This window comes from Streptomyces sp. NBC_00009, from assembly GCF_045040855.1.
Classification (GTDB): Bacteria; Actinomycetota; Actinomycetes; order Streptomycetales; family Streptomycetaceae; genus Streptomyces; species Streptomyces aureus.
In genome coordinates this window covers 2,350,130-2,369,247 of record NZ_CP108312.1, presented here as the reverse complement: position 1 = coordinate 2,369,247, position 19,118 = coordinate 2,350,130, and the positions used below count along the sequence as shown (strand labels likewise).

Here is a 19,118-nt window from a genome sequence, read left to right as displayed (position 1 = left end):
GAGACACACCGAGATAGGTGAAGTATGTCTGCGAATCCTGTGTCCACCGGCGTCAGGGCCACCACGCCCTGGCTCCTGCGGAAGCCCTCGGACGACGCGACGGCCCGCGTCTTCTGCTTCCCCTACTCCGGGGTCGGCGCGTCCATGTTCAACGCGTGGCCCGCCCGCTTCGGCGCCGCCGACGCCGTCGAGGTGTGCGCGGTCCAGCTGCCCGGCCGCGAGAACCGGATGCGCGAGCCGCACTACGGCACGTACGAGGAGCTCGCCGGGCACCTCGTCGAGGCTCTGACGCCCTACCTCGACCGGCCCTTCGCGTTCTTCGGGCACTGCGCGGGATCGCTGCCGGCGTTCGAGACGGCGCGGCTGCTCGCGGCGCGTGAACTGCCCCTGCCCGAGACGGTGTTCGTGTCGGCGCAGGTCGCGCCGCACGACTGCCCGCACGACCGCTTCCTCGACATGACGGACGACGAACTGAAGGCCGAGCTGGAGTTCCTCGCCGTCTCCCGCGGCGGCACCGCCCACCCCGCGCTCATCGAGCTCGGCCTCGCCGTGCTGCGCGAGGACCTCGGCGCGAACCGGGTGTACGCGATGGAGCGGCCCGTACGGGTGCCGTTCGGCATCACCGTCCTGCACTGGTCCGACGACCCCGAGGTCACCCACGACGAGCTCAAGGGCTGGGACGCGTACGCCGACGGCGTCGCCTTTCCCGTACTCGACGGCGGGCACTACGACTTCCTGAAGGCCCCCGACGCTCTGATGGAACGGCTGGCCGATGCGTTCACAGCATGACGTGGACGTGTTCCGCGTGCCCGGCTTCCGGCGCCTCCTCGTCGGGCGCACCCTGTCCTTCCTGGCCACGGCGCTCGTGCCGACGGCGCTCACCCTCGCGGTGATCAGGGCGACGGGCAGCGCCGGGGACCTGGGGATCGTGCTGGCCGCCGAACTCGTGCCCCAGCTCGTGCTGCTGCCCGTCGGCGGCGTGCTCGCCGACCGCTTCCCCGCCCAGCGGGTGGCGTTCGCCGCCGACCTGGTGCGCGGCATCGCCCAACTCGCCATCGGTGCCGAGCTGTTGCTCGGTGTTGTGCGGATCGGCGACCTCTCGGTGCTCTCCGCCGTCACCGGCGCCGCCATCGCCTTCGGTACGCCGACCATGTCCCCGCTGGTCGCCGCCACCGTTCCGCAGGAGGCACGGCTGCGTGCCAACGCCCACCTCGGCGTGGCCCGCGGCTTCGCCCTCGTGGCGGGGCCCGGCATCGCGGGTGTCCTGGTCGTCGCCGTCGGCGCGGGCTGGGCCTTCGTGTTCACCGCGATGGTCTTCGGCGTCGGCGCCGTCACCCTGGGCGGCCTGCGGACCGAGCCCAGGGAGGCGAAGGCGCACACCCCGACGTTCTTCAGGGAACTCGCGGAGGGCTGGCAGGAGGTGCGCAGCCGCCCCTGGTTCTGGACCAACCTCGTCGGGCACGGGGTCTCCAACCTCGCGGCCGGGGTGCTCATGACGCTCGGACCGCTCATCGCCATCGAGCGGCTCGGCGGAGAGATCTCCTGGGTCGTCGTCTACCAGGCGGGTATGGCCGGCATGCTGGCGGGCGCGTTCGTCGCCCCGCGCCTGAAGGCCACGCGCCCCCTGGTCGTCACCTCGGTGTGCGGCGCGCTGTTCGCCCTCCCGATGATCACGTTCGCGGTGCCGCTGGCCGTGTGGGTGAACGCGCTCGCCTACGGGATCGCCATGCTCGGCATCGGTGTCCTCAACACGCTGTGGCAGACCACCATGCAGCGCCACTTCCCGCCGCACGCGCTGGCCAGGGCCGACTCGTACGACGCCCTGCTGTCCTTCGCGGCCAGACCGCTCGGGCTCGCCGTCGCCGCGCCGGTCGCCGCCCTCACCGGGTCCGCCGCGCCGCTCCTCGTCACCGCGGCACTCGTCGCCGTGGCCAACCTGGCGTGCCTCGCGCTGCCCGACGCCCGCGCCATCACGAACCGCGCCGAGCCCGACGTGCGCGTCGCCTGAATCCGTCCGGACCGCTCGACCTTCCACACTCACAGGGGGCAGGACCCATGGGCACGATCGAAGAGGGAGCGGCGCTCGCCGTCGTCGGCGCGGCTTTCGAATTCCCCCAGTGCGCCGACTGGGACACGCTGACCGCGCTGCTGCGCGAGGGCCGCAGCGCGATGCGCGGGCTCCCGCACAAGCGCGCGGAGTCCACCGGCGTCGTGCGCACCGCGAGCGACCGCGAAGGCGGCTGGATCGACGACGTCACCGGCTTCGACCACCGCTACTTCGGCATCTCCAAGGCCGACGCCGAGCTGACCGACCCGCGCCAGCGCCGCATGCTCCAACTCGCCGTGCGCGCACTCGGAGAGGCCGGATACACGCCCGACGAGCTGGCGGGCAGCGACACGGCGGTCCTCGTGGCCGGCTACGGCGCCCCGCATCCGAGCCTGTACAACCTCCTGCCCGCCGGGCAGCAGGGTGCCGGGCCCGCGATGACGGGCAGTCTGCACGCGTACGCGGCGGGCCGGGTCGCCTACCACCTCGACCTGCGCGGCCCCGCCGAGGTCATCGACACCTCCTGCTCGTCCTTCCTCGTCGCGCTGCACGAGGCCCGCTGGAAGCTGGCGCGCGGCGAGTGCGACCTCGCCCTCGTCGGCGGCTTCGAACTCGTCCTCGGCCCGCTGCCGCGCCGCACCACCGGCACGGACGGCCTCGGCGTCCTGTCGGCGGACGACCGCTGCCGTCCCTTCGACAGCGCGGCCGACGGCACGACCTACGGGGAGGGCGGCGGATTCGTCCTGGTCAAGCGGTACGAGGACGCTGTGCGCGACGGCGACACCATCTGCGCGGTCGTCCGCGGCAGCGCCGTCAACCAGGACGCCGGACGCAGCACCGGCCTCACCGCCCCCAGCCCCGCCGCGCAGAGCGAGGTCATCAGCGCCGCCTGGCAGGACGCGGGCGTCGACCCGGCGACCATCGGCTACGTCGAGGCGCACGGCACGGCCACGAAGATCGGCGACCCCATCGAGATCCAGGGCCTCGCCGGCGCGTTCGCCGCAGGGCGGGACGCCACCGGCGTACGGCCCGTGTCCTCGGTCAAGGGCAACCTCGGGCACCTCGGCTCCATGGCTTCGTTCGCCGGACTGATGCGCGTCATCGCCCAGTTCAGGGCCGGCGAGATCTTCCCCACCGCGCACTTCCGCGAGGCGAACCCGCTGCTCGCCCTGCCCGAGGACACCCTGCGCATCGCCGCCGGCGCCGAGCCGTGGCCCACCGGCCGTGGCCCCCGCCGCGCGGGCATCAGCAGCTTCGGTCTCAGCGGCACCAACGCGCACATGGTCGTCGAGGAGGGGCCGGCCGCCCCGCCGCCACCCCCGTACACGAATGTCGAGCGCCCCTTCGTGCTCTCCGCGCGCGACCTGTCGGGCCTCGACCGCCAGGTGCGCCGGCTGCGTGACCTGATCGCCGCCGACCTCACCGGCTTCGACCTGGCCGCGGCCGGCGAGGTCCTCACTGCGGCGCGCGAACACTTCCCGCTGCGGCACGCCTGGACGGCGCGCGACACCACCGAGCTCCTCGGCCATCTGGACGCCGTACTTCACGGGCCCGCCCAGGCGCCCGTGCCCGGCACGACGCCGCCCCTCGTCGTGGCACTCGGCGACACGGTCGCCACCACGGTCGCGGACCTGCGTGCCTGCGCCGCCGGACACCCCGCGTTCGCCGACGTCCACGAGGAGGCCGGGCGGGCGCTGCCCGCGGGCGAGTGGAACGCGGCGCAGCGCACGCTGGTGCGGCTGGTCGGCGGGCACGCGATGCTCGCGCGGGCCGGTCTCGCGCCCGCCCTGGTACTCGCCCACGGCGTCGGCGCCCACGCGGCCCGCGTACTGCGGGAGGAGACGGACCTCGCCACCGCCCTGACCGCCCTGAGCACTCCGCCCGACGAGCCCGCGCCGCCCAACCCTGAGGCCCTGCGCGGCGCCCTGTCCGGGCTCGCCGGGCACCCCCTGATCGTCGATCTGGCGCCCGGCAGCGCCCTGTCCGGGCTCCTTGCCGCACAGCCCGTCACGGCCGTCGCCACCACCCCCGTACAGGCCCTGGCCCTGGCGTTCGCCCACGGGCACACCGTGGACTGGCGGGCCTTCCTCGGCCGCCCGCCCGTGCGGCGAATACCGCTGCCGGTGGCGGCCCTCGCGGAGGAGCACTGCTGGCCGACGACGACAGCGGCCCCGGCCGAGCCGGACGCGCCCGAGCCGGAGACGGACGAACCCGCTCCCGGCGGCAGCGTCACGGACGTCGTGCTCGGCTTCGCCCGGGACGTTCTCAAGGAGCCGGGGCTCGGCGAGGACGACGACTTCTTCGACGCGGGCGGGAACTCGCTGAACGGCACCCAGCTCGTGGCCAGGATCAACGAGCACTTCGGCACCGACTTCGAGGTCCTCGACCTGTTCGACCTGCCCGACCTGCGCTCCCTCGCGGACGCCGTGGCCGGGGCCGCCCCGCAGGCGGCGACACCCAGGCCGGACGACGAACAGGAAGAAGGCACGGCACGGGGAGCCGGGGGCGGCGATGTGCGCGAAGGCCCCCTGTGCGGGCAGCAGACCGCCATCTGGGCCGCGCAGCAGCTCGACCCCGAGTCGGGCGCGTACAACGTGCCGGCCGCGCTGCTCCTCGACGGCGAGCCCGACCCCCGGGCGCTCGCGGCCCGGCTCACCACGCTGGTGCGCCGGCACCCGATGCTGCGGGCCTTTCTGCGGGACACGCCGGACGGTCCCGTGCAGTGCGTCGCGCCGGCCGACGGCGCCGAAGTCGTCCTGGAACACGTCGAGTCGGACCTCTCGGACCACACCCTGTCCAGCGGTGAAGGCGCCCTGCTCGAACGGCTGCGCGCCCTCGTCGCGGCACCCCTCTCGCCGTACGGCCGGCCCGCGGCCCGCCACCAGCTGATCCGCGCGCGCTTCGCCGACGGCGAGCGGCACGTCCTGCTGCTCACGTACCACCACCTCTTCGTGGACGGCTGGTCGTGGCGGCTCCTGTTCGAGGACCTGGCCGGTACGGCCCCGGAGGCCCCCGAGCCCGGCCGCCACTACCTCGACTACGTGACCGAACAGCGCGAACGCCTCGGACAGGAGACCGGGCGCACTCTGGAGGCGTTCTGGTCCGGCTATCTCAGCGGCTCCCGCCCCGCGCCGCTGCCTGAGGACCCGGCGGACCCGACCGCCCCCGGCGCCGCCGTCCGCGAACTGCCCGTCGCGCCCCGGCTCGCCGAGCGGCTGCGCGAGCTCGCCCGGCGCGAACGCGCCACGTCCAACATGGTGTTCCTCGCGGCCTGGGCGGCCCTGCTGTGGCGCATCACCGGAGAGACGGACGTGACGGTGGCCGTGCCGGCGGCGGGGCGCGCGCCGGTGGACGAACCCGTGGTCGGCAACTACGCCAACACCCTGGTGCTGCGCGTGCGGGTGCGGCCCGACGAGCCCTTCTCCGCGCTGCTCGCCGCGGTGCGCGACGCCTCGCTGGCCACGCTCGCCCACCAGGACCTGCCCACCGACCGCATCCGCCGCACCGCGCGTCCCGGCTCGGCCGAGCCGCTCGCCGCCACGATGTTCGGCTTCAACAGCGGTGTCGCGCCACTGCGGCGCCTCGGGCCCGACGGGCCGGCCGTCGAACTCCTCGACGTGGGCCAGGGCGCCCCGGCCTTCCCCGTGAGCGTCGCCGTCCTCGAATACGGCGAGGAGATGCGGGCCGGTGTCCAGTACACGCCCGACCGCTTCCGCGCAACGACGATCGAGGGCTGGCTCGACGCCTACCGGTCGCTGCTGGAGGCTGTCGCCGGACGCGGGACGGGCGCACGGACGGCGGACCTGCTGGGCGCCGCGCCCACGCCGCGTTCCGCGGCGGCCACCGACTCCACGGCGCCCGCCGCTGACGCGAGCGGCGGACACGTGGCTCCTCGTAGCCCCGTAGAACGTGAACTCGCCGCGCTCTGGGCCCAGTTCCTCAAGCGGGACCGGGTCGGGGTCACCGACGACTTCTTCGACCTCGGCGGCGACTCGATCACCGCCATCGCGATCGCCTCGGAGGCCGGACGCCGTGGCCTTGCCCTGCGGCCGCGGGCCGTCCTGGAGCTGCGTACGGTCGAAGCGGTCGCGGCCCGCACGACGCGGGCCGAGCCCGCTCCCGGACTTCCGGACATCGTGGCCGCCGACACCGCAGCCGACGCCCCGGACGAGACCGATCCCGCCGAACTCACCGAACTCACGCCGCCGCAGCTGGAGTTCCTCGCGCGGGGCGCCGCCAGGCCCGACCACTGGAACCACGGTGTGCTCTACCGCGCCCGCCGCCCCCTGGACGCGGCCGAAGTGGGGCGCGCCCTGCGGACGCTCGCGCTGCGGCACCCGGTGCTGCGCGCCAGACTGCGCGAGGACGAGGGCCTGTGGCGCCAGTCGGCCGGGCCCGAGGCCCCGCCCGTGACCGAGTTCGACCTGCGCGGCGCGGACGCCGGACGCATCGCCGAGACCGTCGACGCGCGCGCCACCGAACTGCACGAGTCCCTCGACCTGCGGGAGGGACCCGTCTGCCGGGCGGGCCTGTTCCGCCTCCCGGCCGGGCTGCCCGACGAACTCGTCCTCGTCGTCCACCACGTCGTGGTCGACCTCTACTCGTGGAACATCCTCACCGAGGAACTGTCGGCGCTCCTGCGCGACGGCGACGACCGGGCGCTCGCCCCGGCGGGGCCCTCCTACTTCCACTGGGCGCGCCGCCTGGCCCGCCACGTCGCCGACCGGCCCGACGACTTCGACGGCTCGTACTGGCTGGACCGCACCTGGGGCGAGGGCACGCAGCGGGCGACCGTCCCACCGGGCCCGCGCGGCGTCGAGGGCAACACCCAGGAGCTGGTCACCGACCTTCCCGTGCCGGACACCGCGGGCCAGGGCGTCACCCTGTACGAACGTCTGCTCGCCGCGCTCGGCGCCGCCTTCCAGGACTGGCTGGGCGTACGCGGCGGAGAGGTCGCCGTGCAGCTCGTCGCGCACGGGCGGGAGGACCTGTTCCCCGAGGGAGCACCGGCCGGCGCGGACGCCGGAGTCGACCTCGGCCGCACCGTGGGCTACTTCAACACGACCTATCCCTTCGCGCTCGCCCTGCCCGGGCGCCGAGCCGCCGCCGACCACACCGCGTACGTCGCACAGGAGCTGCGGTCCGTGCCACGGGCCGGCTTCGGCTTCGAGGCGCTGCGCCACCACCACCCGGACCCGGGAGCGCGGCGCGCGCTCGGCGCCATCGGGGTGCCCGGGGTGCTCTTCTCCTTCTGGGGCCGCCCGGCCTTCCTGGACGCCGGACAGGCCGGCGACGAGGACGGCGTCCTCACCGGCGTACGCACCGAACTCGTCGGAAGGGACCGGCCGTTCGACATGGAACGGCCCTGCCCCGTCGAGGTCTACCCCAGCCTCGCCGACGGCCGCCTGACCGTGCGCTGGCGCTTCAGCGGCGAGTTGTTCACCGCCGCGCGGATCCAGGACCTGGCGGACGCGTTCGGCGCGGCCCTCGGCACCTGACCGCCCTCATCCGTCCGGTACGGGATCAGGCCCGTACAGGAACTTCCCCACCACCAGCTAGGAGTAGCGATCCCATGACCGCGACCCCCCGGAAGAGACTCTTCCGGCTCAGGCCCCTGGCCGCCCTCGCCCTCGGCGCGGCCCTGCTCCCCCTCGGAGTGAACGGCCCCGCGCACGCGGCGGACGCCGACAGCATGCCCGCGAACGCCCTCGCCAAGGTGATGGCCGACGAGGTCACCGGGCCCGGCGCCTTCCGCCACCTCGAGGCGATCAACAAGGCGACCCTCGACAACGGCGGCACCCGCGTCTCCGGAACCCCGGGCTACGACGCGAGCGCCGCGTACATCACGAGTGAGCTCACCAAGGCCGGATACCAGGTCAAGAGGCAGGAGTTCGAGTTCCTCGACTACGACATCCTGTCCGAGCAGGGCTCCGTCGTGGCGCCCGAGGCAAGGACCCTGCACCCGACGATCGCCCGGTTCTCCGTGTCCACGCCGGACGGCGGCCTGACCGCCGACCTCGCGCAGCCGTCCGGCAAGAGCACCGGCTGCAGCGTCGACGACTACGCGGGCACCGACGTCAAGGGCAAGATCGTCCTGGTCGACGTGGGCACCGACTGCTTCATCACGCAGAAGCAGCTCGTCCTCAACGAGCTGGGCGCCTCGGCGATGCTCATGAACGTCAACTCGCCCAACCCCGACCTCAATCTGCGCTACCGCATGGTCCCGCCGACCGACGCCCGGATCCCCACCGGCACCCTGTCGCGGGCCGAGTCCGAGGCACTGCGCGCCGACGCCGCCAAGGGGCCCGTCTCGCTCCGCCTCGACCTGCGCGGCAACAACAAGATGACCAAGACGTACAACCTGCTGGCCGACACCCCGACCGGCCGGGCCGACAACACCGTGGTCATGGGCGCGCACCTCGACACCGTGGACACCACTGCGGGCGCGAACGACAACGGGGCCGCCGCCGCGATGGTCCTGGAGACCGCGCTCAAGCTCGCCCCGCACCGTAACCAGGTCAAGAACCGGGTGCGGTTCGCCTGGTGGTCCGCGGAGGAGAAGGGCCTGTCCGGCTCGCAGTTCTACGTCGACCAGCTCACGCCCGAGCAGCGCAAGCAGACCGCGCTGTACCTGAACCTGGAGATGATCGCTTCGCCGAACTTCGCCCGCCAGGTCTACAACGGCCAGACCGCGACCGGACCCGCCCCGGCCGGCTCGGAGCAGATCTCCAAGCTCGTCAACGGCTACTTCGCGGACCGTCACCTGCCGACCGTGCCGCTGATCCTGGACGGCCGCTCCGACCACTCGCCGTTCATCACGGCCGGCATACCCGCGGGCGGCGTCAACGCCGGCGCGGACACCGTGAAGTCGCAGGAGTGGGCCGACCTGTTCGGCGGCACGGCCGGGCAGATGCTCGACCCCTGCTACCACCAGGCCTGCGACACGCTCGACCACGTCAACAAGACGATCTTCGACCAGAACGGCCGCTCGATGGCCTGGGCCGTCGGCCGGTTCGCCGTCGACACCTCGGACATCAACGGCGCGGCGGCGTCACAGCAGTAACACCCGCCGTACGAGCAGCAGTTCACCGCGCACACCGGACCGGGGCCGCCCGAGCAGAGTCTTCGGACAGGCCCCGGTCCGCCTCCCGGGAGGAACGACGGATGTCATTTGGGATCGTGGCCTCGGGCCACGCGCTGGGCGCCCCGGTCACCGTGGACGAGCTGGTGGCCCACGAGGGCGCCGACGCCCGCAAGCTCACGGCGTGGGGCTACCGCCGCTTCCACCGCGCCGACGACGGCGTGGGGCTCACCGACCTGGCGGCCCGCGCCGCGGCTGCCGCGCTGCGCCGGGCCGGCGTCGCCGCCGACGAGGTCGACCTGGTCGTCCTCGCCATCCCCGACATCGCCGAGTACCTGTACTGGGACCCCGCCGCGGCCCTCCAGGGGCGGCTCGGGGCGCACCGCGCGGAGGCCGTGCTCCTGAGCCAGGCCTGCGGCGGCGGGGTCACCGCGTTCGACACGGTGGCCGGCCGGTTCGCCACCCATCCAGACCACCGCACGGCCCTCGTCGTCGCCGCGAGCCGGGTGGCGGAGCCGTACTGGGACCGCACCGGCAGCGGTACCTCCCTGACCTCGGACGGCGCGGCGGCCGTCGTGCTGCGCCGCGGGCACGACGCGTGCGCATGGCTCGCCACCGAGACCCTCACCGACGGCCGCTACGCCGACTTCATGCGCATGGAGACCGGGGGGGCGGCCCGTCCCTTCACGCCCGAGAGCCCCGCGATCCCGGCCGTGGCGAGCGTCGTCGACCGGATGGACACCTTCTTCGAGGGGGACGGCAGGGCCACGTACGAGTTCGCCACCCTCGTGAACACGCGCAACCGCGAGGTCCTCGAACGGGTCTGCGCACGCACCGGGACGCCCGTCGGGTCCGTCGAACGCGTCCTCTACCTGCACGACAACCGCAAGGCCTTCGAGGAACTCGCCAAGGAACTCGGCGTCCCCCTCGACCGCACCAACGCCGATGTCGCCATGGAGCTCGGCCACTTCGGCCCCGCCGACCAACTCCTCAGTCTGGACCGCCTCCTTGCCGCCGGAGAGCTCGTCACCGGCGACACGGTGGCCCTCCTGAGCATGGGCAGCGGCATGCACTGGACCTGCACCCTGCTGCGCGTCTGACCGACACGGATCACCGACCTGGACCACCGACGTAGATCACCGACGTAGAACACCGACGCAGATCACCGACCCGGAAGGAACGCTGGCTGTGGACGACCTGCTCCAGCGGGTGCGGCGCCTCGCCGGACCCGAAGCGGCACCTGACCCCGCCCTCCTCGCCGAGCTGGCCCGCAGCCAGGACGTCACCCTCGTACGAGAGGCGGGACGGCACCTCGCCGCGCTCGACCCCCGGCTCGTGACGCCGCCGGGCCGCACCCCGCGCCCCCTGCGCGTCGCCGTCGTCCCCTCGTTCACGGCTGACAACGCGCTGCCGCTGCTGCGTGTCGGCCTGCTCGCCGCCGGCATCGCCCCCGAGTTCCATCTCACGGCGCCCGACCAGCAGTTGATGGCCCTGGGCCGCCCCGGCTCGCCGCTCGACGACTTCGCCCCCGACCTCACGCTCTGCCTCGCCCACGAGGACGTCTTCCTGCCGCGGGACTGGGACCCCACGGACCTCGCGGGCCTCGCGGCCGCCGCCGACGAGCGCGCGGAGCGGTACACCGCCGCCGTCGCCTCCTTCGCCGGACGGACCACCGGCAGCGTCCTCCTGCACACCGTCCCGCTCCCGTCCGCCTGGCCGCGCACGGTCACCTCCCACCGGTCCCGGGCCGGGATCGGCAGGCTGTGGCGCGAGCTGAACCTGCGCCTCCTCGACCTCGCCGAGCGCACCGCGTCCGTCGACGCGCTCGACCTGGAGACCCTGCTCGCCGACTGCCCCTCACCCCTGCGCGACGAACGGCTCTTCCGCTTCGCGAGCATGGCGTGGGCCCCGGCCGTGGAGCGGCTGTACGCCCAGGAGGCCGCCGGATACGGGCGCGCGCTGGCCGGGCTCGGCAGGAAGTGCCTGGTCCTCGACCTCGACAACACCCTGTGGGGCGGGGTGCTCGGCGACGACGGGCCGGAGAACATCGAGATCGGACCGATGTACCCCGGCAACGCCTACGCGGCGCTCCAGCGCACCGCCCTCGCCCTGCGCCGCCAGGGCGTCCTGCTCGCGGTCGCCAGCAAGAACGACCCCGGCCTCGTGACGCGCGTTCTCGCCGAACACCCCGAACTCGTCCTGCGCCGCGAAGACTTCGTCTCCGTACACGCGAACTGGGACGCCAAGGACGGCAGCATCAGGGCCATCGCCGACGAGCTCAACATCGGCCTCGACAGCATGGTCTTCCTCGACGACTCGCCCTTCGAATGCAACCTCGTGCGCAGCACGCTGCCCCAGGTCGAGGTCGTCCGGGCGGCCGGTGACCCCGCGCAGCACGTCAACACCCTCCTGTCCGGCGGGTACTTCGACGTCCTCGACACCACCGTCACCGACGCGCGGCGCACCGACCTCTACCGCGCCAGGGTGGAGCGCCGGGAGTGGACCGAACGCCAGGGCCAGGCCTCGCCGGCCGACTATCTGGAGGGCCTCGGCCTGGAGGTCACGGTCCGTGCGGCCGACGCCTATCTGCTGCCGCGGGTCATCCAACTGGGCGTTCGCACCAACCAGTTCAACCTCACGGGAAGCGCACACGCCGAGGCCGAGACGCGGCGCATGGCCGGGTCCGACGACCACGAGGTGCTCGGCTTCGCGGTCCGCGACCGGTTCGGCGACGAGGGGGTCGTCGGCGCGCTCTGGATCGCCCGGCACCCTGACCACTGGATCGTCCAGAACGCGGTGATGAGCTGCCGGGTCTTCTCCCGCGGCATCGAGTTCGCGGTCCTGGCCGCCGTCGCCGACGCGGCCCGCGCCGCCGGAGCCACCCGTATCGAGGCCGACTTCCGCGACAGCGGGCGCAACGGACCCGCCGCCCGCTTCCTCGCCGACGCCGGATTCACCCCGCGGGACGCGCCCGCGGCCGACGGCACGGTCCGGCACGTACTCCCCCTCGAACCCGCCCCGGCGCTCGCCCCCGCGTGGATCTCCGTACGCGACGAACGCCCCGTCCCCACCGAAGGATGACGCACGCGATGACCGACCCGACCACCGGCGCCACCGCCACCGACACCACCGCCACCGACACGGCCACCGCCCCTCGCACAGACGAACTGGTGGAAGTCATCTCGGCCGTCACCGACGCCCCCGCCGGCACCCTCACCGGCGCCTCCCGGTTCGACGAGCTGGACAACTGGAGCAGCCTCGCCGCCCTGCGCCTGCTCACCGCCGTCGAGGACGCGTTCGGGGTGCGGCTGAACCTGCGCGCCTACCTCGCCACCGAGACCGTGGACGGCCTCGCCCGGATGATCGCGACCGGCCCCACGGGAGGCCGGTCATGACCGCAGACCTGCTCAGGGAGGAACGCACCATGGCGCCCGAGACCGCACCGCGTACACCGTCCGGCACGGCGGCCCACCGGTTCCTCGACATCGCCGCCCGCTGCGGCGCGCGCCCCGCGCTCCGCCAGGGCGATGTGACGTACACCTACGAGGAGTTGGCCCGGTCGGCGGGCGGCGTGGCCCGCTGGCTGCGGGAACAGGGCGTCGGACGGGGCGACGTCGTGGCCACGCTCATGGACCGCTCGCCCCGCTGCATGGCCGCCGTCCTCGGCGCCTGGGCCGTCGGCGCCGCCTACGTCCACCTGGAGGCCGCCGACCCGGACCCGCGCGTCGCCACGCTCCTCGCGACGACCGGGGCCCGCGCCGTCCTCACCGACGAACGCAACGCGCCACGCGCCAGGGACCCGTACGGGCGTCCCTCCCGCACCGTCCCCGACGCGGCGCAGGGCGCCCCGTACGAGATCGGCCCGGACCTGGACCCCGCCGACGTCGCCTACCTGGTGTGCACCTCGGGCTCGACCGGCACACCGAAGGCGGTCGTCGTCCAGCACAGCGCCCTCCTGAACTACTGCGACGCGTTCTGGGAGCGGGTCACCCCCGAGGCCCTCGACAGCTTCGGCCTCGCCACGACGTTCGCCGCCGACCTCGGCAAGGTGTCGGTGTACGGGGCGCTCCTGTCCGGCGCCCGCCTCGACGTGTACCCGCGCGACACCACGCTCGACCCGGCCGCGCTCGCCGCCGACCTCAAGGCGCACCCCGCGGACTGCCTCACCTACACGCCGTCGCAGCTGGAGGCCCTCGGCGCCGAGGGGGACCTCGCGGCGCTGCTGCCCGAGCGGGTGCTCGTGGTCGCGGGGGAGGCGTTCCCGCCCCGGCTCGCGGAAGCGGTCCTGCGCGTACGGCCCGACCTGGAGGTCCACAACGGCTACGGGCCCTCCGAGGCCACCATCCTCGCCACCACGCACCGCGTCGACCTCGCCGACGGCGGGCGGGCCCGCGTCCCCGTGGGTACCCCGCTCGCCGGGGTCCGCGCCCGGGTGCTCGGCGAGGACGGCCGCCCCGTGCCCGACGGCACCCCGGGGATCCTGTACCTCGGCGGTGCCTGCGCGGCCGCCGGGTACCTGGGCGAGCCCGAGCTCACCGCGGCCAAGTTCGTGGCGCTGGACGGGCCGGAGGGGGGAGTCTTCTACTGCACCGACGACCTCGTCGTCAGGGAGCCCGGCGGCGTCCTCGACTACCTGGGGCGCGCCGACCGGCAGCTCAAGGTCAGGGGCAACCGCGTCGAGCCCGGCGAGGTGGAGAGCGCGCTGCTCGCGCTGCCCGGCGTCCGGCAGGCCGTCGTCACGGGTGAACGGCCCGCACCCGAGGCCCCGTTGGAGCTCGTCGCCTATCTCGTGGGCGAGGCGGACCCGAGGGAGCTGACCCGGGAGCTGCGCGCCACCCTGTCCGCCGCGCTCGTCCCCAGCCGGCTCCACGTGGTGCCCGCCATCCCCGTGAACCTCAACGGCAAGGCCGACTTCGCCGCGCTGCGGGCCGCCGTGGAAGCCGCCGCCCGCACCCTTGCGGGCGGCGCGCCCGCAGAGCCGCCGCGCCCCGGCACCGAGCAGCTGATCGCGGACATCTGGGCGCAGGCCCTCGGCCGCGACGCGCTCGGCCGCAACGAGCGGTTCCTGGAGATCGGCGGCGACTCGTTCAAGGCGCTGACCGTCTTCGCGCGCCTGCGCAAGCACCACCCGAAGCTCGTCATCGCACAGCTCTACGCGCACGCGACGATCGCGGCGCTCGCCGCGGAACTCGACGGCACCGGCGCGACGGACAAGACGCCCGCACCGGCGGCCGTCGTCGAGCTGTGACCGCCACCGCCACCGCCACTGCCACCGCCACCACCCCAGGAAGGGTGACCGCCCCATGACCCACGCCGTCGTGGTCAACGATGAGGGATCCCACTCCCTCCGGCCGCCGCGCCGCACCCCGGGCGAGGCGACATGAAACGCCGCCAACTCACCCCGCTCCTCTGGCAGTTCGGTGAACACTCGCCGTCCCCGGCACGGACGTTCGTCCTCGCGCCCTTCGGCGGCGGCAGCGCCTACGCCCTCGCGGAATGGCTGCCCGGGCTCCTGGCCGAGGGCGAGAGCGCGCTCGCCCTCCAGTACCCCGGCCGCGGCCCCAGGGCCGGCGAGCCGCCCGCCGAACTCCTCACGGAACTCGCCGCCCAGGCCGCCCGCGAGATCGACGCCCGCACGGAGGGGCCCCTCGTCCTGGTCGGCCACAGCCTGGGCGCCGTCCTCTCGTACGAGATCGCGCACCGCCTGGAGGCCGCGGGCCGCGACCTCGAACTCCTCGCCGTCTCGGCGGCCAGGCCCCCGGACCTCCAGCGCCTCGACCCGGCCGCCGTGCTCGCCATGACCCGGGACGACTGGCTGACGGAGCTGGCCACCGGCGGCAACGCCGACATCGGCGAGAGCGCGCTCGCCGACATCGTCGACCTCATGATCCCGGTCCTGCGCGCCGATTACCTCCTGCTGGCCCGCTACGCCCCCGGCCCCCGCAGGCCGGTGGCGTGCCCGCTGCTCGCCACCGGGGGAGCGGACGACCCGTGGGTCGCCCGCGCCTACCTGGACGCCTGGCAGGCGTGGACGACCGGCGCGTTCACCGGCCGGCTGCTGCCCGGCGGCCACTTCTACTACCGGGACCGCACCGCCGACTTCTGCCGGACGGTCAGGGACTGCCTGCGCCCCGCCGCCGACCGGGTACCGGCGGCCGGCCCGCGCCACGGACAGGAGGCATGATGCGCAAGACCCTCATCGTGGTGTACGCGGACGGCGCGGCCCACCCCGGCGACATCGCCGTCGGCCTCGCCGACTGGGCCCGCTGCGTCTTCGTCACCGCCCCCGACGACCACACCCGGGCCATGGAGCCCCTGCTCGCCGGGTTCGGGCCCGTCGTGACGGCCGGGTCCCCGGCACAGGCCGCCGCGAAGGTGCGGGCGTACGAGCCCGAGGGCATCGTCACGTACAGCGAGCGGGCGCTGGCATACACGGGCGAGCTGGCCGAGGCGCTCGGGCTGCCGTTCCACGACCGGCGCACCGTCGGCCTGCTGACCGACAAGTGGCAGCAGCGGGACGCGCTGCGGGCCGCCGGGGTCGACGCGGTGCGGTGCCGCCGGATCGACACCGTCGAGGACTGGGCGGACGCGGTCGCCGAGACGGGCCTGCCCGCCGTCCTCAAGCCCGCGCACGGCGGCGGCAGCCGCAACACGTTCTTCGTGGAGGACGCCGGGGCGGGCCTCGCGCTCGCCCGCACCCTCCTCGCCGAGGACCGGCCCGGACTCGTCGCCGGCGGCACCCTGGTCCTCGAGGAGTATCTGCCGGGCCGGGACACGGGCGCGTTCGGCGACTACGTGTCCATCGAGAGCGTCGTACGCGAAGGCACCGTCATCGACATCGCCGTGACCGGCAAGTTCCCCATGGTGCCGCCCTTCCGGGAGACCGGCCGCTTCTGGCCCTCGCCCCTCGAACCGGCCGAGGAGGAGCAGGCGCGGGACCTGGCGCGGCGCTCCGTCGAGGCGCTCGGGATCCGCACGGGCCTCACCCACACCGAGATCAAACTGACCCCCGACGGGCCCCGGCTCATCGAGGTCAACGGCCGGCTCGGCGGCGGCATCAACGAGCTGTCCGTCCGCTCCCAGGGCCTCGACCTCATCGAACTCGCCGGCCGCACCGCCCTCGGCGAGCACCCGCCGCTGCCCGCCCTCTACGCCGGCCGCGCCTGCTTCCAGCTCTTCCACCCGGCACCCCGCCGCCCCGGCACCCTCCTCGCCATCGAGGGCACCGACGAGGTCAAGCGGATTCCGGGCGTCACCCTGCACCGCCCCTACGCCAGGCCCGGCACCCGCTTCCCCGGCGGGGTGCAGACCCTGGAACTCGACATCGTGATGGGTCAGGCCCGCGACCTGGCCGAACTCACGGTGCTCGCCAAGGACATCGAGTCGACGCTGCGGTACCGCTTCGCGTTCGAAGACGACGACGACACCCCGGACGCCCGCCTCACGACCACCCGCCTCACGACCACCGAGGTCACCGGCGCGGAACTGGGCGCCCTGTGACCTCGCCCCCCCGTCCCCGTCCCGGCGCCGCCCTCCGCGCACGGACAGCACAGCGAATGGAGAAACCCGTGAACGACAGCACGACGGCCGTGGCGCCCGAGGCCCTGCTCGCGGACATCTGGAAGGAGATCCTCGGCGTCGGCGAGGTCGGTCCCGACGACGACTTCTTCTCCCTCGGCGGGGACTCGCTCCTGGCCCTGAAGGTCATCGGCGCCGCCCAGGAGCAGGGCCTGTCCCTCTCCCTCCTCGACCTGTTCAAGAACCCGACGCCGCGCGGCGCGTGCCGGTCCCTGACCCGGGCCACGGACCGCCCGGCCCACGGCGCCCTCGACCAGCTCTCCGTCCTGGACCGGGCCCGGGTGCCCGCCGACGCCGAGGACGCCTACCCGGCGGCCAGGCTCCAGCTCGGCCTGATCTACGAGAGCCTGGTGAGCGACGGCGCCTTCTACCTCGACGTCATCTCCCGCACGGTCCTGCGCCCCCTCGACCCGGCGGTCCTGCGCGCGGCCCTCGACCTGCTGTCCGCCCGCCACCCCCTCCTGCGTACCCGCTTCGACCTGGGCATCTTCAGCGAGCCGATGCAGCTCGTGCAGAAGGAGGCGCCGATCCCGCTGGTCACCGCGGACCACGGGGACCTGACCGGGGCGGCGGCCACGGAGGCGTACGAGAAGGTGATGGCGGAGCTCGCCGAGCCCTACGACGCTGAGAGCGCTCCGCTGCTGCGCGTCCACGCGGCCACAACGGGGTCGGGGTCCGGCTCCTTCCGGCTCTCCTACTCCTTCCACCACGCGATCCTGGACGGCTGGAGCGAGTCGGTTTTCTTCAATGAGCTGGTCGTCGCCTACGCGGCCCTCCTCGACGGCACCCGGCCCGAGTTCGCCGACCCCGTCCCCTACGCGGAGTTCGTGCGCCTGGAGCGCGAGGCGCTGCGCGACGAGCAGTCCGTGCGGCACTTCCGTGACCTCCAGGCGGAGCTGCCGCCGCAGCGGGAGGCGTCGTCGGCGGAGCCCGAGCACCGCAAGGCGAGCGCCGACGTGCCCGCCGAGGACGCCCGCCGCCTCGGTGAGATGTCCGCGCGCTGGGGACTGCCCGTCAAGAGCCTGCTGCTCGCCGCCAACTGCGTGGCGGTGGGCGCCGCCTGGGAGACCGAGACCCCGGCCGTCGGCCTCCTCCTCAACGGGCGGCCCGAGCGCACGGGCGCGGACGTCACCCTCGGTCTGTTCCTCAACCAGCTGCCCATGCGCCTCGACCTGCGGGACGCCGACTGGCGGACCGCGGCCCGCCGTGCCCTCGACGCGGAGAACGCCCTGCTGCCGCACCGCCGCTTCCCGCACTCGGAGCTGCGCCGGCTGCTCGGCCGCAACCCGTTCGAAGTGACCTTCAACTACGTCCACTTCCACCCGCGCGACGAACTCCTCGCCGCCGGCCTCCTGGCCGCCGACGAGGACATGCGCGACCACACGAGCCTGCCCGTGCGGATCGAGGCGCTCGACGACCCCGAGGGCGGCGGACTGAGCCTGCACGTCACCGCGGACGTGCACCGCTTCGGCGAGGAGCTGCCGGGCCGGCTCGTCGAGGGCCTGCTCGCCGCGATCCACGCCCTGGTCACCGACGAGGAGGCGGCCGCGCGACTGCCCTGGTCATGACCTGGGACGACGGGCCCGTCCGGGGTGTTCTGCCCGCCTTCGTCGCGGTGGCGGGCGCGTTCGGGGAGGCGGCGGGCGCGGTCCTGTTTCCCGAGGAGCGCGCGTACGTCGCGGGCGCGGCCGCGTCGCGGCGCCGGGAGTTCGGCGAGGTGCGCCACTGCGCCCGACGCGCCCTCGGCGCCCTCGGGATCCGCCCGCTGCCGCTGGTGCCGGGCGCGGACCGGGCGCCGCGCTGGCCGGGCGGGGTGGTGGGGAGCATGACCCACTGCCCCGGCTACCGCGCGGCCGCCGTCGCGTCCCGTACGCGCCTGCTCTCCCTCGGTATCGACGCGGAACCGCACGAGCCGCTGCCGGCGGGCGTCCTCGATCTGGTCGCCGACCCGGTCGAGCGCGCGGCGCTGGCCCGTCTCGCGCGCACGCATCCCCGGATCCACTGGGACACCCTCCTCTTCTCCGCCAAGGAGAGTGTGTTCAAGGCGTGGTTCCCCCTCATGGGGAGCTGGCTCGACTTCACGGACGCCCGGCTCCGCTTCCGCCCCCGGGACGCGGCCTTCGACGTCCGCGTCCGGGTGCCCGTCCCGCCCCGGTCGCCGCTTCCGGGACAAAGCGCCATTACACCCTGTTTCACGGGCAGTTGGTGCATCGCGCGGGGCATTCTCGCCACATCGGTCACGGCGTCACATTCCGGACCCGTCGCCGAGGGGGTCGACGGGAGCGAATTGTCCGCTCAGCCGGTTCCCACGTCCGCATACTGCACGCCTGTCGCCTCATCACGGTTGCGCAACCTTTCACGGTGAGGGCTGGCGGCTGGTCACAGGCGCATTGAAGACTCCCTGCAGACACG

Annotated in this window: 12 protein-coding genes; all 12 read left to right on the top strand. The window is 74.1% G+C overall.

What is annotated here, in order from left to right:
• Window positions 1-24: 24 nt before the first annotated feature.
• The 12 genes from OHA58_RS10420 to OHA58_RS10365 all read left to right on the top strand — a co-directional run bounded on the left by OHA58_RS10420 (window position 25) and on the right by OHA58_RS10365 (window position 19,071).
• The gene (locus OHA58_RS10420) at window positions 25-789 is read left to right on the top strand and encodes a thioesterase II family protein (RefSeq protein WP_405478457.1); all 765 of its coding nucleotides are present in this window, start codon (window positions 25-27) and stop codon (window positions 787-789) included.
• Window positions 773-2,008, top strand: coding sequence for an MFS transporter (locus OHA58_RS10415; RefSeq protein ID WP_405478456.1), 1,236 nt, complete (start codon window positions 773-775; stop codon window positions 2,006-2,008). Before OHA58_RS10420 ends, OHA58_RS10415 begins: the two co-directional genes overlap by 17 nt.
• A 47-nt stretch (window positions 2,009-2,055) precedes the next feature.
• Entirely contained in the window at window positions 2,056-7,545 is a 5,490-nt protein-coding gene (locus OHA58_RS10410; protein WP_405478455.1) for a condensation domain-containing protein, read from the top strand.
• A gap of 74 nt (window positions 7,546-7,619) precedes the next feature.
• Window positions 7,620-9,110, top strand: coding sequence for a M28 family peptidase (locus OHA58_RS10405; protein ID WP_405478454.1), 1,491 nt, complete (start codon window positions 7,620-7,622; stop codon window positions 9,108-9,110).
• 101 nt (window positions 9,111-9,211) lie between these two features.
• Window positions 9,212-10,228: a 3-oxoacyl-ACP synthase III family protein gene (locus OHA58_RS10400; RefSeq protein ID WP_405478453.1), complete on the top strand. Its 1,017-nt coding sequence runs from the start codon at window positions 9,212-9,214 to the stop codon at window positions 10,226-10,228.
• An 88-nt stretch (window positions 10,229-10,316) separates the two neighbouring features.
• Window positions 10,317-12,209 carry an HAD-IIIC family phosphatase gene (locus OHA58_RS10395; protein ID WP_405478452.1) on the top strand — a complete coding sequence of 631 codons (1,893 nt, stop codon included), beginning with the start codon at window positions 10,317-10,319 and terminating at the stop codon, window positions 12,207-12,209.
• Window positions 12,210-12,217: 8 nt separating this feature from the next.
• Window positions 12,218-12,523, top strand: coding sequence for an acyl carrier protein (locus tag OHA58_RS10390; protein ID WP_405478451.1), 306 nt, complete (start codon window positions 12,218-12,220; stop codon window positions 12,521-12,523).
• Window positions 12,520-14,376 carry a non-ribosomal peptide synthetase gene (locus tag OHA58_RS10385; protein WP_405478450.1) on the top strand — a complete coding sequence of 619 codons (1,857 nt, stop codon included), beginning with the start codon at window positions 12,520-12,522 and terminating at the stop codon, window positions 14,374-14,376. Before OHA58_RS10390 ends, OHA58_RS10385 begins: the two co-directional genes overlap by 4 nt.
• A 132-nt stretch (window positions 14,377-14,508) precedes the next feature.
• Complete coding sequence (locus OHA58_RS10380; RefSeq protein ID WP_405478449.1) at window positions 14,509-15,312, top strand: thioesterase II family protein; 804 nt, start codon at window positions 14,509-14,511, stop codon at window positions 15,310-15,312.
• Window positions 15,312-16,628: an ATP-grasp domain-containing protein gene (locus OHA58_RS10375; protein ID WP_405478448.1), complete on the top strand. Its 1,317-nt coding sequence runs from the start codon at window positions 15,312-15,314 to the stop codon at window positions 16,626-16,628. Before OHA58_RS10380 ends, OHA58_RS10375 begins: the two co-directional genes overlap by 1 nt.
• Before the next feature lie 68 nt (window positions 16,629-16,696).
• Window positions 16,697-18,274, top strand: coding sequence for a condensation domain-containing protein (locus tag OHA58_RS10370; protein ID WP_405478447.1), 1,578 nt, complete (start codon window positions 16,697-16,699; stop codon window positions 18,272-18,274).
• Window positions 18,271-19,071, top strand: coding sequence for a 4'-phosphopantetheinyl transferase (locus tag OHA58_RS10365; protein WP_405478446.1), 801 nt, complete (start codon window positions 18,271-18,273; stop codon window positions 19,069-19,071). Before OHA58_RS10370 ends, OHA58_RS10365 begins: the two co-directional genes overlap by 4 nt.
• Window positions 19,072-19,118 lie beyond the last annotated feature (47 nt).